Raw genomic sequence first — 17453 nt, forward strand, 5'->3', positions numbered from 1 at the left:
GAAGTATGAAAGAAGAACAATTATTAAAATCAGGAGAGCGAATCAACCAGCTCTTTTCGACAGATATCAAAATCATTCAAAATAGAGAAGTGTTTAGCTATTCGGTGGATAGTGTTCTCTTGTCGCGCTTTCCTCGCTTTCCTAAAAATGGCTTAATAGTGGATTTTTGTGCTGGAAATGGTGCAGTGGGACTTTTTGCAAGTAGTCGTACCAAGGCAAAAATTCTCTCTGTAGAAATTCAGGAGCGCTTGGCAGATATGGCAGAGCGTTCGGTTCGGTTGAATGGATTGGAAGAGCAGATGCGGGTCATCTGCGATGATTTGAAAAATATGCCTGCCCACATTCAGGGAAGTAAGGTGGATATGATTTTGTGTAATCCGCCTTATTTCAAGGTAGATCCGCATTCCAATCTCAATGAGAGTGAGCATTATCTTTTAGCTCGGCATGAAATCACAACCAACCTTAAGGAAATCTGTCGTAGTGCTCAGAGTATTCTCAAATCAAATGGACGTTTGGCCATGGTTCATCGTCCGGATCGATTATTAGATATTCTAGATACGCTCCAACAGCATAATCTGGCTCCAAAACGCCTGCAATTTGTCTATCCTAAACGAGAAAAGGAAGCCAATATGCTTTTGATTGAGGCTATAAAGGATGGCTCTACTAGTGGCTTTAAGGTTCTACCGCCACTCATTGTTCATAATAGTGATGGCACTTATACACCAGAAATTCAAGAGATTTACTATGGATCATAAGGCTTATATGTATGTGGTAGAGTGCCGTGATGGTTCCTACTATACAGGTTATACAACAGATGTGAAGAAACGGATTTCTGTTCACAATAGCGGTAAAGGAGCCAAGTATACACGAGCTCGCTTGCCAGTAAAACTCATCTTTGCAGAAGGTTTTGACAGCAAGGAAGAGGCCATGTCTGCTGAAGCTCTTTTCAAACGCAAGACACGTATAGAAAAAGTCGGCTATCTAAATGATAATCAAGTTAAGAATTTAGCCAATATTTTCGAGATCTAGTGAGGCTGGGACAAAAGTCCTAGTCTCTCAATTGTCTTTGGATTGTCGAGCAAGACGCAGTAGTTGAGTGAACTCTACTAGGCTGATTTCATCAGCTTTTACAGCCCTACTCAACTGTGCAGAGGTGGGACGACGAAATCGAATTCCAACGAATGACCGATTTCTGTCCCACTCTCTTACTTTTGTCAAAATAGGAAAAAAGTGCTAAAATAAGATGAATAAATTAAACGAGGTATTATCATGTCTAAGATTCTAGTATTTGGTCACCAAAATCCAGACTCAGATGCCATCGGGTCATCTGTAGCCTTTGCTTATCTTGCAAAAGAAGCATACGGCTTGGATACAGAAGCAGTGGCTCTTGGGACTCCAAATGAAGAAACAGTCTATGTATTGAACTATTTTGGTGTTGAAGCACCGCGCGTGATCACTTCTGCTAAAGCAGAAGGGGCAGAACAAGTTATCTTAACAGACCATAATGAATTCCAACAATCTGTTTCAGATATCGCTGAAGTTGAAGTTTATGGTGTGGTGGATCATCACCGTGTGGCTAACTTTGAAACTGCCAGCCCACTTTACATGCGTTTGGAGCCAGTTGGATCAGCATCATCTATCGTTTACCGCATGTTCAAAGAACACGGTGTAGCTGTTCCAAAAGAAATCGCAGGTTTGATGCTATCAGGTTTGATTTCAGATACTCTTCTTTTGAAATCTCCAACCACTCACCCATCAGATAAAGTCATTGCTCTTGAATTGGCTGAATTGGCTGGTGTGAACTTGGAAGAATACGGTCTTGCCATGCTCAAGGCTGGTACAAACTTGGCAAGCAAGTCAGCAGAAGAATTGATTGATATCGATGCGAAGACATTTGAACTTAATGGAAACAATGTCCGTGTGGCTCAAGTGAATACAGTTGATATTGCTGAAGTATTGGAACGCCAAGCTGAAATCGAAGCAGCCATCCAAGCCGCAAATGCAGCTAACGGATACTCTGACTTTGTCTTGATGATTACAGACATCGTCAACTCAAACTCAGAAATTTTGGCTCTTGGATCAAATATGGACAAGGTGGAAGCAGCCTTTAATTTCAAACTGGAAAACAACCATGCTTTCCTTCCAGGTGCTGTTTCACGTAAGAAACAAGTGGTACCTCAATTAACTGAAAGCTTTAATGGATAATCATAGATGGGGAAGCCCATTGATAAAAAGGAGTTTCGGCTCCTTTTTTGCTAGGAGGAAACCATGTTAGAATCTGGCGATTTGATTTTTGTGAGTGAAAATACGGAAATGGGGCAGGCCATCCAGGCATCAACTGGGAACTATAGCCATGTGGCCATCTTTTTGAACGGGAAGGTCTATCATGCCACGGTGGAAGGTGGCGTTCTGACTCAGTCGCTTGAAGATTTCTTTGAAGCTGAAAAAGGATATGACCTTTACCGCTATGCAGAGATTGATGACAATGAAGTCAAAAAGCGAGCAGAAAACCTTTTAGGTGCTCCCTACAATGCTTCCTTTTACCCAAATGGAGATGGTTTCTATTGTTCCCAGTTCATCGCTGAACTCCTTCCTATCTTTGAGACCATTCCCATGAAGTTTGGAGATGATAATCAGGAAATTAGTGATTTCTGGAGAGACTACTATAGAGAACTAGGATTAGCTGTACCTCTAAATCAGCCGGGTACTAATCCCAGTCAATTAGCAACATCTCATCTTTTAGTTTGTAAAGAAAGGAATCTTCATGATTCAGATTTTTAATCCATCACGTTTGACACGACAAGCATTTTTTAAAAACTTGGTTGACTATCTTGACCAGCATGATGAAGTTATATTGCGAGAGATTAAGGCTCGGTTTCCAGAGGTGGCAGTAGATAAGTTTTTGGAAGAGTATATAAAGGCAGGCTTGGTATTGCGGGAAAATAAACGTTACTACCTCAATCTTCCCTTTCTTGAGTCTACAGATTCTCTTGAACTAGACCAGGAAGTTTTTGTAAGAGACGATAGCCCAAGCTATCAAGAAATTCTTGAGAAACATTTTCAGACTGAATTGCGTAATCAAACCAATGCAGCTATCTTAGAAGAGCATACGGATTTTGCAAGGGAAAAGATGACCTTGTCTAATTATTTTTACAAGGTCAAGTACCAATATCCGCTGACAAAAGAACAGCAGAGACTGTATGAAATTTTAGGGGATGTCAATCCTGAGTATGCCCTCAAGTATATGACAACTTTCTTGCTAAAATTTCTCAAAAAAGATCAGCTCATGCAGAAACGACGGGATATCTTTGTTGATAGTTTAGTTTTATTAGGCTACATCGTTCAAAATGAAGATGAGAAATATGAGTTGGCTGTAGAATTTGATAAAGAAAGATTCATCTTTAGAAAAAAATAGAAGAAGGCTAGGAATTTTCCTAGCCTTCTTTAAATATACTATAGATAACGTTCTGCGACGACGGCATCACCTGGATAGGCTTCTTTTTTACCTTGAATGATTTGGTAGCAGTCAGCACCTTTACCGGCGATAATGACAGCATCCAGTTCTTGACTTGTAACAGACATAGCAGCCTTGATGGCTTGCTCACGGTCTGCAATCTTTTCAACAGGATGGCTGATATAGCTACTGATTTCATCTGCAATCACCATAGGATCTTCATAGTTGGGGTCATCAGCTGTGAGAAAGACTTGAATCTCAGGATGTTGATTGAGGAGGAGACCAAAGTCCTTGCGACGACTCTCCCCCTTGTTTCCAGTCGAACCGAGAACCAGAGCGATTTTTCCAGTTTGATGAGTTTCAACTACATTGATGAGTTTTTTCAGACTGTCGCCATTATGGGCGTAGTCGATGAAAATTTTTGCGCCATTTTTCTGAGTGAGAACTTCCATACGACCAGGCACACGAGTTGCCGCAATTCCTTTTTTGATGTCTTCTAGACTAGCACCTAAACGAAGGCAGGCAAGTCCTGCAGCGACAGCATTTTCTTGGTTGAAGTATCCAATTAACTGGATATCATAATCTCCAGCTAATTTACCAGTAGCTGAGAAGCTAAAGGCTTTGGAGTTCTCGATCTGATTATCAGATTGGCTACCATAGAAGTCGTGTTCTTGATGCTCAACTTGTTCTTTTAAAACAGAGAAGTGGTCCATATCACTATTAATGACAACTGCTCGGCTATTTTTCATCAAGAGACGCTTGTGGTAGAAATAATCTTCAAAGGTCGGATGTTCGATAGGTCCAATGTGGTCAGGACTGATATTGAGGAACACTCCTACATCGAAAGTTAGACCGTAGACGCGCTTCACCAAATAGGCTTGACTGGAAACTTCCATAATAAGGTGGGTTCTTCCATTCTTAACAGCCTGGGCCATCATATCAAAGAGATCGATGCTTTCAGGTGTTGTTAGGGCAGACTTAAAGAAAGTCTTACCGTCCAAGGTCGTATTCATGGTTGATAACATAGCTGGACGATGTTGCTGATTTAAGATGTTGTAGGCGAAGTAAGCCGCTGTTGTTTTTCCTTTAGTACCAGTGAAAGCAAGGAGTTTCAGTTTTTCCTGTGGATTGCCATAAAATTCCATGGCAATCAAACTCATGGCCTTCTTAATATCACTAACAACGATAACGGGAATCCCTACTTCATAGTCCCGCTCCGCTACATACCAACCGAGCCCTTGTTCTATTGCTGAAAGAAGAAAGTCCTTCTTGAAAGTAGCTCCTTTAACAAAAAAGAGACTATTTTTTTGTGCTTTTCGGCTATCGTAGCAGATGCTATCGAAAATGACATCACTGAAATGATAGTGGTAATGTCCTTGGTTGATAATCTCGCGGAAGAGACCATCTTTCTTTAAAATATCTAATACGGTTTCAATCTTTATCATACTTTCTATTGTAAACCGAAAGTCTGAATTTTACAAGTAACAAGGAAAAGTTTATAATGGAAGATAAGGAACATTTCCTAGTGATTAAAATTGAATGAGGAAGTTATGTCTAACGAAAATAATCATCAGCAGGCCCAGATGTTACGAGGGACTGCTTGGCTTACAGCTAGTAACTTTATCAGTCGCCTGCTCGGGGCTATTTACATTATCCCTTGGTATATTTGGATGGGGACTTATGCCGCAACGGCTAATGGTCTCTTTACTATGGGATATAATATCTACGCCTGGTTCTTGTTGATTTCGACAGCAGGTATACCTGTTGCGGTTGCAAAGCAAGTTGCCAAGTATAATACCATGCAAGAAGAAGAGCATAGTTTTGCCCTGATTCGAAGTTTCCTAGGCTTTATGACTGGTCTCGGTCTTGTCTTTGCTTTGATCTTATACCTCTTTGCACCTTGGTTGGCAGATCTTTCAGGTGTTGGTAAGGACTTGATTCCCATTATGCAAAGTTTAGCTTGGGCTGTCTTGATTTTCCCGTCTATGAGTGTTATCCGTGGATTTTTCCAAGGAATGAATAATCTCAAACCTTATGCTATGAGTCAAATTGCTGAACAGGTTATCCGAGTCATTTGGATGCTCTTAGCGACTTTTATCATCATGAAGCTCGGTTCGAAAGATTATCTAGCAGCAGTTACCCAGTCTACCTTTGCAGCCTTTGTGGGAATGGTAGCTAGCTTTGCTGTCTTGCTTTATTTCCTCTATAAAGAAGGAATGCTGCAAAAGGTTTTTGAAACCCGAGATAAGATTGATAGTAAAGGTCTCTTGGTAGATACGATTAAGGAAGCTATTCCTTTTATCATAACAGGTTCAGCTATTCAACTCTTCCAAATCTTAGACCAGATGACCTTTATCAATAGCATGAAGTGGTTTACCAACTACAGTAATGAAGACTTAGTTGTCATGTTTTCTTATTTCTCTGCCAATCCAAATAAAATCACCATGATTCTCATATCGGTTGGAGTTTCGATTGGTAGTGTTGGTTTACCTCTCTTGACGGAGAACTATGTCAAGGGTGATTTGCCAGCAGCTTCTCGCTTGGTACAAGATAGTATCACGATGCTCTTCTTATTCCTGATACCTGTAACAGTTGGAGTGGTCATGGTAGGTGAACCTCTCTATACAGTCTTTTACGGTAAGCCAGACACCTTGGCTATGGGCTTGTTTGTCTTTGCAGTCTTGCAGTCAACAATTTTAGGTTTGTACATGGTATTGTCACCAATGCTTCAGGCGATGTTCCGTAACCGCAAGGCAGTCTTGTATTTTGTTTATGGTTCAATTGCTAAGATTGTTTTGCAATTGCCATCGATAGCGATTTTTCACAGTTATGGACCATTAATTTCAACGACCATCGGTCTCATCATACCAATTATTTTAATGTATCGTGAAATCTGTCAGATTACAGGTGCTCGTCGTAAGGTTATCTTGAAGAGAACAATTCTGGTGGCTATTTTGACACTAGTGATGTTTATCCTAGTAGGCTTCTTACAATGGATTCTTGGATTTGTCTTCCAGCCAACTGGTCGTTTCTGGAGTTTCCTCTATGTCGCCTTAATCGGTACAATCGGTGGAGGCCTCTATGGCTTCATGACTCTCTATACGCGACTTTTGGATAAGGTTATTGGACAGGAAAAAGCAAATCAGTTACGAGCACGATTAAAATTATCATAATAGTTTATAAATAAAACGAACAATTTGAACTTTTTACGTAAAAAAGTCTAAATTGTTCTTTTTTTCTTTAAAAAATACAAAAAAATATAAAAAATGTAGAAAAATATAAATTTTAGAGCATAATCACTTGACTAAAAAAAACAATAGCTGTATAATGATACAAATATTTAAATTTGGAGGTTCTGTTTATGAAAAAGTCTAAGGCAAAATATCTGACGCTAGCAGGCGTTGCCCTAAGTGCAGGTCTGCTATTGGCGGCTTGTAGCAACTCAGCTAGCTCTACAAAGACATACAACTATGTCTATTCTAGCGATCCGTCTAGTTTAAACTATCTTGCAGAAAACCGTGCAACAACCAATGACATCGTTACCAATTTGGTAGATGGGTTGATGGAAAATGACCAATACGGTAACTATGTTCCATCTTTGGCAGAGGACTGGACTGTTTCCAAGGACGGTTTGACATACACTTATAAACTTCGTAAAGATGCCAAGTGGTATACATACGAAGGTGAAGAATATGCTCCAGTAACTGCTCAAGATTTTGTAACTGGTTTGAAATATGCGGCTGATAAAAAATCCGAAGCTTTGTACCTAGTTCAAGATTCTGTAGCAGGTTTGGATGACTATATCAACGGGAAAACAACAGACTTTTCAACTGTCGGTGTTAAGGCGATTGACGACCAAACAGTTCAGTACACTTTGACTCGACCAGAACCCTACTGGAATTCAAAAACTACGTCCACTATTCTCTTCCCTGTCAATGCCGATTTCTTAAAATCAAAAGGGGATGATTTTGGTAAGGTAGATCCTTCTAACATTTTGTACAATGGTCCCTTCTTGATGAAGTCCTTTGTTTCAAAATCCGTCATCGAATACAAGAAAAATCCGAATTACTGGGATGCTAAAAATGTCTTTGTGGACGATGTGAAATTGACCTACTATGATGGAAGTGACCAAGATGCCCTAGCACGTAACTTTACAGAAGGAGTATACAGCTACGCACGTCTCTATCCAAATAGCTCAAGTTTTGAAGGGATTAAAGAGAAGAACAAGGACAATATCATCTACAGCATGCAAAATGCGACGACATTTTTCTTGAACTTTAATCTAGATAGAAAATCTTATAATTTCACTTCTAAAACGACTGACATCGAAAAGAAATCTACCCAAGAAGCAGTTCTTAACAAAAACTTCCGCCAAGCCATCAATTTTGCCTACAACCGTACGGCTTATGGGGCTCAAACTCAAGGGGAAGAGGGGGCAACGAAGATTATTCGTAACCTAGTTGTACCTCCTACATTTGTAACGATTAACGGAAAAGACTTTGGTGACGTTGTCTCATCTAAGATGGTCAACTATGGTCAAGAATGGCAAGACATCAACTTTGCTGATGCTCAGGATCCTTACTACAATCCAGAAAAGGCTAAGGCTAAATTTGCAGAAGCTAAGAAAGAACTAGAAGCCAAGGGTGTTCAGTTCCCAATTCACTTGGATAAGACTGTAGAAATGACCAATAAGTCAGAAATTCAAGCGATTAGTTCAATGAAACAATCCATCGAATCTGTTCTAGGAACTGATAATATAGTCATCGATATCCAACAATTGTCAACAGATGACTTTAGTAACTCTGGCTATCTCGCTCAAACTGCAGCTCAGAAGGACTATGACCTCTATAATGGTGGTTGGAGCCCAGATTATCAAGACCCATCAACTTATCTCGATATCTTTAGCGTGAAGAGTGGTGGAATGTTGCAAAACTTTGGTCTAGAACCAGGTGAAGTCAATGACAAGGCCAAGGCAGTTGGTCTGGATACTTACACTCAAATGTTGGAAGAAGCTAACAAGGAGCAAGATCCAGCAAAACGTTATGAGAAATATGCTGAAATTCAAGCTTGGCTCGTTGATAGCGCCCTTGCAATTCCAAACGTTTCCCTTGGTGGAACACCTAGCTTGAGAAAGACAGTTCCATTCTCAGCACCATTCTCACAAGCTGGAAATAAGGGTGTAGAGTCATACAAGTATCTCAAGTTGCAAGATAAGACGGTGACAACTGCTGAGTACGAAAAGGCTAAAGAAAAATGGCTGAAAGAAAAAGAAGAATCTAATAAAAAAGCCCAAGAAGAATTGGCAAAACACGTTAAATAACCAGTCTATTCAACAGGAAAAACGATAGTTTCTAAAGGAACTATCGTTTTTATATAGTTTGAAACTATAACTAGCTCTTGAAAACAAGAAAATGAGTTAGTGAAAATAAGTGGTACAATAGTTACTATAGATTTGGAGGTATTGTATGAGCAAAGAACTACACATCAACACAATTTTGGCCCAGGCTGGGATCAAGTCAGATGAGGCTACAGGTGCCTTGGTAACACCGCTTCATTTTTCAACCACTTATCAGCATCCAGAGTTCGGTCAGTCTACGGGATTTGACTATACTCGTACCAAAAACCCAACTCGCAGTAAGGCGGAGGAAGTCTTGGCGGCAATCGAATCAGCTGATTATGCCTTAGCGACAAGCTCAGGTATGGCTGCGATTGTACTGGCCTTTAGTGTCTTTCCAGTAGGAAGTAAGGTTTTGGCTGTCCGTGACCTTTACGGTGGTTCTTTCCGCTGGTTCAATCAAGTCGAGCAGGAAGGTCGTTTCCATTTTACCTATGCCAATACAGAAGAAGAGCTGGTTGCTGAGTTAGAGAGAGATGTGGATGTTCTCTATATTGAAACACCAACCAATCCGTTGATGTTGGAATTTGATATTAAAAAATTGTCAAAATTAGCTCATGCTAAAGGGGCGACAGTTGTCGTGGACAACACCTTCTACAGTCCGATTTACCAACGCCCAATTGAAGATGGAGCAGATATTGTTCTTCATTCAGCAACAAAATACCTTGCGGGACATAATGATGTGCTAGCTGGGGTAGTTGTGACTAATAGTTTAGAACTATATGAACAACTGTTCTACAATCTTAATACGACAGGTGCTGTCTTGTCGCCGTTTGATAGTTATCAATTGATTCGTGGTCTGAAGACCTTGTCACTGCGCATGGAGCGTTCGACTACTAATGCCCAAGAAATTGTAGCCTTTTTAGAGCAATCACCTGCTGTCAAAGAAGTTTTGTATACAGGACGCGGGGGAATGATTTCCTTTAAGGTGGCAGATGAGAAGCGTATTCCTCATATCTTAAATACTTTGAAAGTATTCTCATTTGCTGAAAGTTTAGGTGGTGTAGAAAGTCTGATTACCTATCCAACCACTCAAACCCATGCAGACATTCCTGCAGATGTTCGTCATTCTTATGGACTGACAGATGATCTTTTGCGCTTGTCTATTGGGATTGAGGATGCTAGAGATTTGATTGAAGACTTGCGTCAAGCCTTGGAAGGATAAAATTATGGGAAAATATGATTTTACGACCTTGCCCAATCGTTTTGGACATCATACCTATAAATGGAAAGAAGCAGAGACTGACCGAGACGTATTGCCAGCCTGGATTGCTGACATGGATTTTGAGGTTTTACCAGAGATTCGTCAGACAGTTCATGATTATGCAGAGCAATTAGTCTATGGCTATACCTATGCTAGTGATGGATTGATTGAAGCAGTTCAAGACTGGGAAGAAAAACACCATGGTTATCGCTTTGACAAGGATTCCCTAGTCTTTATCGAAGGAGTAGTACCAGCCATTTCAACAGCCATTCAAGCCTTTACTAAAGAAGGTGAAGCAGTGCTCATTAACACACCAGTCTATCCTCCTTTTGCTCGGAGTATTAAGCTCAACAATCGTAGATTGATCACCAATTCTCTAGTGGAAAAAGATGGACTCTTTGAGATTGACTTTGATCAATTAGAGAAAGAATTTGTCGAAGAGGATGTGAAACTTTATGTTCTTTGTAATCCTCATAATCCTGGTGGACGGGTTTGGGAGAAAGAAGTCTTGGAAAAGATTGGACAACTGTGCCAAAAACATGGCGTTTTGCTAGTATCTGATGAGATTCACCAAGATTTAGCCTTGTTTGGACATAAACACCAGTCATTCAATACGGTAAATGACGATTTTAAAGAATTTTCACTGATTTTAAGCAGTGCTACCAAAACCTTTAACATTGCCGGAACGAAAAATTCCTACGCTATCATCGAGAATCCAAAGTTGAGACTTGCTTTCCAAAAACGTCAGCTAGCCAATAATCAACATGAAATCTCAGGGTTGGGATATTTGGCAACAGAAACTGCCTATCGCTATGGAGAGGATTGGTTGACAGAACTCAAAGAACTGATTGAGAAGCATATCAATTATGTAGTGGATTTGTTTGGTAAAGAAACTAAAATAAAGGTTATGAAACCTCAAGGAACTTATCTCATTTGGCTTGATTTTTCAGACTATGATATTAACGATGACGAGTTAAAAAGGCTTTTAAGAGATGAGGCCAAGGTTATCCTGAACAGAGGTTTGGACTTTGGTGAAGAAGGAGCCCTCCACGCTCGCTTAAATGTGGCCATGCCGACATCTGTCTTGGAAGAAGTTTGCCAACGAATGCTTGCCACTTTTTCAAATAAATAAAAACTAGCCTTTTAGGAGAAAAGTCTTCCTAGAAGGCTATTTTCATAGGTAGAAATATGGTATAATTAAGAGATAAAGTAAAGGGGAAACTATGGCTAAATTGATTCCAGGGAAACTTCGAATGGAGGGAGTAGAACTCTTCGAAACTGGTAAGATTGAAATCGTTAAAGAACAAGATCATCATATCTATGCGCGTGTAGCTGAAGAAGAAATTCGCTATAGTTTGGATGATGATTTAATTTTTTGTGCATGTGATTTTTTCAAAAAAAGAGGTTACTGTGTTCATTTGGCAGCACTGGAAACTTACTTTAAAAATGACCAGCTAGGACAGAAAATCTTGCTTAACTTGGAGGCTAATCAGGAAGAGAAAGAGACTGTTGAGTCACAGGTAACTATTGGAGGGAATTTTTTAGAATCAATCCAACTTCCAAGTCAGACTGACAAATATCAGCTTTCTGCTCAAGGACAGGTGGAAGCAGGGACCAATCGCATTGTCTGGACTTTAAGGGTTGGTCTTTCTCAGCAAGAAAAGTTTTATGTGATTAGAGATATCCCTCTTTTCTTAAAAGTTATAGAGGCTAACAAACCTTACATGATAGGAAAAAGTTACGAGTCTTCTTTAAGATTTGAGCACTTTGATAAAGGCAGCCAGGAAGTCTTAAATTTCTTACTAGGTTTGGTTGAAGAGAAGGTTGAGTATACTATTTTTTTCCCAAATCAAGGACGACACCTCTATTTCCCTAAGGCTCTTTTTGAGCAAGGAGTTAGTCTCTTGATGGGCTTAGATGTGTTTCAATTTGATCATCAGATTTCAAATTATCATGAACTCCTCTTCCAAGATTTTGATGGTCAAGCAGGTCTGTTTTCTTTTAGGATTGAAGAAAAATCAAACTATTATGAGATGGAAATTTTTGAACGGGCAGGAATCAATTTCTTTTATAGAGGACAAGTACTATTTTCAAAAGGGACTTTTTATCTCTTGTCAAAAGAACAGGCCAGCTTGTTAGATACATTAAGAAAAGTGCCTTTGGACAGTAGCGGCAAAAAGATTTTACAATTTGACACCAGTGATCGAGATCTCCTAGCTTCGACTTTATCTCAATTTAAAAACGTAGGAAAGGTTGAGGCTCCTGAGTCGCTTCAAATTCAGTCTTTTCGTCCGTCTTTCTATATGGAACGAGAAGAAGATGGTTCTATTCGTTTGGATATGCAATTTCAGTATGAAACTTGCTTAGTTAAGAACCGTAATGAACTGGAGAACCTCCCTTTTGCTAGTGATATTCAACTAGAGAAACAGATTTTTCAATTGGCTCTATCAGCAGGATTTGAAGCGGAATTTCAATCATGGCGTCAAAGTCTAAAAGCAGAAGGTGTCCATGCTTTCTTTCAGGAAGTTTTACCAGCCTTTGCAGCCCTTGGAGAATTAGAGATTTCTGAGAGCCTACAAGATCTTTATCGGGTTCAAAAACCTCAAGTTCAGATATCATCCAAGGGAAGTCTCTTAGAAGTTCAATTTGATTTTCAAGATATAGATCAAGAAGAAATCAATCGAGCGATGAAAGCCTTAGTTGCAAAGCAAGATTATTATATTAGCTCTTCTAATCAGGTCTATTATTTCGATGAACAGACCAAGCGTATTCGTCAGGATTTAGAGGACTTAGGAATTGAAGAGATAGAGAGTGATTCTTTCCATGCTCGCAAATCTTTAGCTTATACTCTTTCCTATCTATTTAAGGACCAAGACCAAGTTACATTTACTGAAGAATTCCGACATTTGGCCCGTGATTTGACGCATCCAGAGGATTTTCCAAAGAAACCTCTGAATATCAAAGCAGAACTCAGAGACTATCAGAAAAAGGGAATTCAATGGTTTCAAATGCTTCACCATTATGGATTTGGTGGAATTTTAGCAGATGATATGGGGCTTGGCAAGACCTTGCAAGCCATTGCTTTTCTAAGTAGCCAGCTTCAAGACGATAGCCGTGTCTTAATTCTTGCTCCATCTGGTTTGATTTATAACTGGGCCGATGAATTTAAAAAATTTGCATCTCATTTAGATGTAGCTGTTGTACATGGATTGAAACCTTATCGTGAGACTGTTTTAGCAGAAAATCATCAGATTTATCTGACGAGTTATGCTACTTTCCGTCAGGATAGTGACGTATACAATCGGATGTCTTTCGACTTTCTATTTTTAGATGAAGCCCAAGTGATGAAAAATTCCCAAACCAAAATTGCTAAGATTTTGAGAAAATTTGTGGTTCCATCAGTTTTTGCTCTATCTGGAACACCGATTGAAAATAATTTAGGGGAATTATGGTCTATCTTTCAAATTGTCTTGCCAGGACTTCTACCAGCAAAAAAAGACTTTATGATATTACCAGCCGATAGAGTTGCTCAGTTTATTAAACCATTTGTGATGCGTCGGAAAAAAGGGGATGTCCTTACTGAACTACCTGATTTGATTGAAGTGGTTTATAAGAATGAACTAGAGGATCAGCAAAAAGCCATTTATCTAGCTCAACTGCAACAGATGCAAGAACGCTTGGGGCAAGTAACTGAGTCAGAATTTCAACGAAATCGTGTCGAAATTTTAACGGGTCTCATGCGTCTTCGTCAGATTTGTGATACTCCGGCCTTATTCATGGAGGATTATAAGGGGGATAGCGGGAAGCTTGATAGTTTACGTGGTTTACTGAGCCAAATTGCTGAAGGAAATCATCGTGTACTCATCTTCTCGCAATTTAGAGGAATGCTAGACCGAATCGAAGAGGAGTTGCCTCAACTTGGCTTAACCTCCTTTAAGATTACAGGGTCTACTCCATCACAGCAACGACAAGAAATGACCAAAGCTTTTAACCAAGGTGAGCGCGATGTATTCTTAATCTCTCTCAAGGCTGGAGGAGTTGGTCTCAATCTTACTGGTGCAGATACCGTTATTCTGGTAGACTTATGGTGGAATCCGGCAGTTGAATCACAGGCTATTGGCCGGGCCCACCGTATGGGACAAGACCAAGCTGTTGAGGTTTATCGTCTGGTAACTAGAGGCACAATCGAGGAGAAGATTCAAGAGTTGCAGGAACAGAAAAAAAATCTGGTTTCAGAAGTATTGGATGGAACAGAGTCTCGTGGAAGTCTCACACTTACTGAAATTCAAGAAATATTAGGAATTCCTGAAGCCAAGACTTGAAAAATCAAGACTTTACGCTATAATGGAGTATTGAAAGGGAATAAAAATGAAACAAGTACGATTTCCAATAGTGTCAGATGATGAGATCATGCTGACAGAGATGCCATTTATGGATTTATATGATGAGTCGGATTTGATTAGTAATATCAAGGGAGACTACCAGGACAAAAACTACTTGGAATGGTCACCAATTACAACAGAAAAAAAATCGCCGATTCAAGCATCAGATAAACGGATTGAAAAAAAGGAAAAATCCTACGCTGAACTGGCTCGTGAGGAAGCAAGAGCTGATTTGAAACGGAAACGTTCAGCAAAGTATTTGACTAAAGATGTTAGTTTTACGAAACGTTATAAACCTTCAAATAATGTTGTAAGACAGGCAAATCAACCAACAGCTCCTTTCCAAAAGGAAAATCCTGGTGAGCTTACCAAATATAGTGAAAAACTAACTCAAAGCCATTATATTTTGGCTGAAACTGCTCCTCAGATGCAACAAGCGACGAAAGAAGAGCAACTTGGACCTAAGAAAAATAATTATGATTTTTTAAAGAAAAGCCAAATTTATAACAAAAAAGAAAATCAATCAGAAAAAGAACGTAAAATTGCTCAAGAGTTAAACTTGACAAATATGACAGAGTAAAGGGGAAAAAGATGGCAAAAACCTATCATTTTATCGGAATTAAAGGATCAGGAATGAGTGCCTTGGCCTTGATGTTGCACCAAATGGGGCATAAGGTGCAAGGATCTGACGTAGAGAAATACTACTTTACACAACGAGGCTTGGAGCAAGCAGGGATTGAGATTTTGCCTTTTGATGAGAAAAATCTTCAAGGGGATATGGAAATCATTGCTGGGAACGCCTTTCGTCCAGATAACAATGTTGAAATTGCTTATGCAGACAAGAATGGACTAAGCTATAAACGTTATCATGAGTTTCTTGGTAGCTTTATGCGTGACTTTATTAGCATGGGTGTTGCTGGAGCACACGGTAAGACTTCAACAACAGGTATGCTTTCTCACGTTTTGTCACATATCACGGATACTAGCTATTTGATTGGAGATGGTACAGGACGTGGTTCTGAAAATGCCAAATATTTTGTCTTTGAATCAGATGAGTATGAGCGTCATTTTATGCCATACCATCCAGAATACTCTATCATCACAAATATTGATTTTGACCATCCTGACTATTTCACAAGTTTAGAGGATGTCTTCAACGCCTTCAATGATTATGCCAAACAAATTACCAAAGGTTTGTTTGTATACGGTGAAGATGCTGAATTGCGTAAAATTACGGCAAATGCACCAATCTACTATTATGGTTTTGAAGCTGAAGGAAATGACTTTGTAGCTAGCGATTTGCTTCGTTCAACAACTGGTTCAACCTTTACAGTTCATTTCCGTGGACAAGAGCTAGGTCAATTCCACATTCCAACCTTCGGTCGTCACAACATCATGAATGCAACAGCGGTAATTGGTTTGCTTTATACCGCTGGCTTTGACTTGAATTTGGTGCGTGAACACTTGAATACTTTTGGAGGGGTTAAACGTCGCTTTACCGAAAAGGTTGTCAATGATACTGTCATTATCGATGATTTTGCTCACCATCCAACAGAAATCATCGCTACTCTAGATGCTGCACGTCAAAAATACCCAAGCAAGGAAATCGTTGCTATTTTCCAACCGCATACCTTTACTCGTACAATTGCCTTATTGGATGATTTTGCACAAGCTTTAAATCAGGCTGATGCGGTTTACTTAGCACAGATATATGGTTCTGCTCGCGAAGTTGACCACGGTGATGTTAAGGTTGAGGATTTAGCAACCAAGATTCATAAAAAACATCAAGTCATCACTGTTGAAAATGTATCTCCTCTCCTAGACCATGACAATGCTGTTTACGTATTTATGGGAGCGGGTGATATTCAATCATATGAATACTCATTCGAACGTCTCTTGTCTAATTTGACAAGCAATGTTCAATAAGGAAGATTATGGAATTTCCAATTAAAATTCGGGAAGCTCAGCAATCAGATATTGATCTGATTTGCTTGATACAAGAAAGTAATTCAAACTTCCTAGAAAACATGAATAGAGAAGTAATAGAAGAACGTATCCGCAACCATGCGGATACGTTTCTATTAGCTTGTCTTGATGATCAGGTGGTTGCCTATATTTTAGGGACAGAGTTTGCTAATTCCTCACTAAGTAGATGGATAAAAGAGATGGCAAATGGAGAAACTATCAGTGGTAGAATTTTTGTGATTGATGGTTTATCTGTTCATCCGGAGTATCAGGGACAAGGGTTTGGAACCTTGTTGCTGGCAGCCTTGAAACAAGTTGCTCTACAACAAAATTGTCCTGGTATTTATCTTTTCTGAAAGGATGAATTGCTGTCTTATTTTGAGATGAATGACTTTATGGAACAAGGAGTAGTAGATGTGGGTGCCAGTAATGAAGTTGATTTTCTCATGTGGTGGAAGAATCCCTTTTATAAGGAGGAGCTATGATAATTCGACAAGCTAGACTGAGTGATTTAGACCGTATTTTAGAGATTGAATTAGAAAATTTTTCAATAGAAGAAGCCATTCCTCGTTCTGTTTTTGAAGCTCACTTAAAAGAGATTAAGACTAGTTTTTTAGTGGCTGAAAAAGAAGGGGAGATACTGGGTTATATTGAAGGACCAGTAGTCCCTCACCGTTATTTGCAAGATCAGTCTTTCACTGAGGAAATAAAAGACCACAGTCATAAGGAAGGTGGTTATATTTCTGTAACTTGTCTGTCTATAGCTAAAGAAGCTCAATCTCTAGGGCTAGGAAGAAAACTACTGACTGCTCTTAAAGAAGTGGCTCTTAAGCATGAACGAGAGGGAATCAATCTAACTTGCCATGACTACCTGATTGAATACTATGAGAAGCATGGTTTTGTCAATGAAGGAAAGTCTAAATCCCAATTTGCGGGCGAAGAATGGTATGATATGGTCTGGGAAAACAAGAATTAGTGAGTGGAAAGGCTTCTAAGGTTGCTTTTCTCAAGTTTTTAAGATATAATATTAAGGATTATCAACAAGGAGGTAAA

The 17453-nt window shown here is 39.4% G+C and carries 14 protein-coding genes and 1 pseudogene; 14 read left to right on the forward strand and 1 reads right to left on the reverse strand.

The window, feature by feature from the left end; translation table 11 throughout:
• Positions 1-5 precede the first annotated feature (5 nt).
• The 5 genes from NGI26_RS07080 to NGI26_RS07100 all read left to right on the forward strand — a co-directional run bounded on the left by NGI26_RS07080 (position 6) and on the right by NGI26_RS07100 (position 3415).
• On the forward strand, positions 6-755 hold the full coding sequence (locus NGI26_RS07080) for a tRNA1(Val) (adenine(37)-N6)-methyltransferase (protein WP_251938174.1): 750 nt from the start codon (positions 6-8) through the stop codon (positions 753-755).
• On the forward strand, positions 745-1029 hold the full coding sequence (locus tag NGI26_RS07085; protein WP_251938176.1) for a GIY-YIG nuclease family protein: 285 nt from the start codon (positions 745-747) through the stop codon (positions 1027-1029). The genes NGI26_RS07080 and NGI26_RS07085 overlap by 11 nt, the downstream gene beginning before the upstream one ends.
• A 240-nt stretch (positions 1030-1269) precedes the next feature.
• Positions 1270-2205 carry a manganese-dependent inorganic pyrophosphatase gene (locus NGI26_RS07090; protein ID WP_251938178.1) on the forward strand — a complete coding sequence of 312 codons (936 nt, stop codon included), beginning with the start codon at positions 1270-1272 and terminating at the stop codon, positions 2203-2205.
• Positions 2206-2268: 63 nt separating this feature from the next.
• Entirely contained in the window at positions 2269-2781 is a 513-nt protein-coding gene (locus NGI26_RS07095) for a YiiX/YebB-like N1pC/P60 family cysteine hydrolase (RefSeq protein ID WP_251938179.1), read from the forward strand.
• Positions 2765-3415, forward strand: a complete 651-nt coding sequence (locus NGI26_RS07100; protein ID WP_251938181.1) for a DUF1803 domain-containing protein — start codon at positions 2765-2767, stop codon at positions 3413-3415. The genes NGI26_RS07095 and NGI26_RS07100 overlap by 17 nt, the downstream gene beginning before the upstream one ends.
• Before the next feature lie 38 nt (positions 3416-3453).
• Here the strand turns inward: NGI26_RS07100 and NGI26_RS07105 are convergent, their stop codons facing one another.
• Entirely contained in the window at positions 3454-4899 is a 1446-nt protein-coding gene (locus tag NGI26_RS07105; RefSeq protein ID WP_251938190.1) for a UDP-N-acetylmuramoyl-L-alanyl-D-glutamate--L-lysine ligase, read from the reverse strand.
• A 105-nt stretch (positions 4900-5004) separates the two neighbouring features.
• On the opposite strand from NGI26_RS07105, the gene NGI26_RS07110 reads away from it, so the two are divergent.
• From NGI26_RS07110 to NGI26_RS07150, 9 genes and pseudogenes are all read left to right on the forward strand, one after another.
• Complete coding sequence (locus NGI26_RS07110; protein WP_251938192.1) at positions 5005-6627, forward strand: putative polysaccharide biosynthesis protein; 1623 nt, start codon at positions 5005-5007, stop codon at positions 6625-6627.
• A gap of 188 nt (positions 6628-6815) precedes the next feature.
• Positions 6816-8774, forward strand: coding sequence for a peptide ABC transporter substrate-binding protein (locus NGI26_RS07115; RefSeq protein WP_251938194.1), 1959 nt, complete (start codon positions 6816-6818; stop codon positions 8772-8774).
• Positions 8775-8919: 145 nt separating this feature from the next.
• On the forward strand, positions 8920-10014 hold the full coding sequence (locus tag NGI26_RS07120; protein WP_251938196.1) for a cystathionine gamma-synthase: 1095 nt from the start codon (positions 8920-8922) through the stop codon (positions 10012-10014).
• Between the two features lie 4 nt (positions 10015-10018).
• Complete coding sequence (locus NGI26_RS07125) at positions 10019-11185, forward strand: MalY/PatB family protein (RefSeq protein ID WP_251938198.1); 1167 nt, start codon at positions 10019-10021, stop codon at positions 11183-11185.
• A gap of 91 nt (positions 11186-11276) precedes the next feature.
• Positions 11277-14375, forward strand: a complete 3099-nt coding sequence (locus NGI26_RS07130) for a pilus expression-regulating Snf2 family helicase (protein WP_251938200.1) — start codon at positions 11277-11279, stop codon at positions 14373-14375.
• Positions 14376-14421: 46 nt separating this feature from the next.
• Complete coding sequence (gene zapJ, locus NGI26_RS07135; RefSeq protein WP_251938202.1) at positions 14422-15015, forward strand: divisome accessory protein ZapJ; 594 nt, start codon at positions 14422-14424, stop codon at positions 15013-15015.
• A gap of 11 nt (positions 15016-15026) precedes the next feature.
• Positions 15027-16361, forward strand: coding sequence for a UDP-N-acetylmuramate--L-alanine ligase (gene murC / locus NGI26_RS07140; RefSeq protein ID WP_251938204.1), 1335 nt, complete (start codon positions 15027-15029; stop codon positions 16359-16361).
• A gap of 8 nt (positions 16362-16369) precedes the next feature.
• Positions 16370-16885: pseudogene (locus NGI26_RS07145) on the forward strand (GNAT family N-acetyltransferase).
• Positions 16882-17376, forward strand: coding sequence for a GNAT family N-acetyltransferase (locus NGI26_RS07150; RefSeq protein ID WP_251938208.1), 495 nt, complete (start codon positions 16882-16884; stop codon positions 17374-17376). Before NGI26_RS07145 ends, NGI26_RS07150 begins: the two are co-directional and overlap by 4 nt.
• Positions 17377-17453 lie beyond the last annotated feature (77 nt).

It is taken from the genome of Streptococcus sp. Marseille-Q0941 (assembly GCF_943736975.1).
Lineage (GTDB): Bacteria > Bacillota > Bacilli > Lactobacillales > Streptococcaceae > Streptococcus.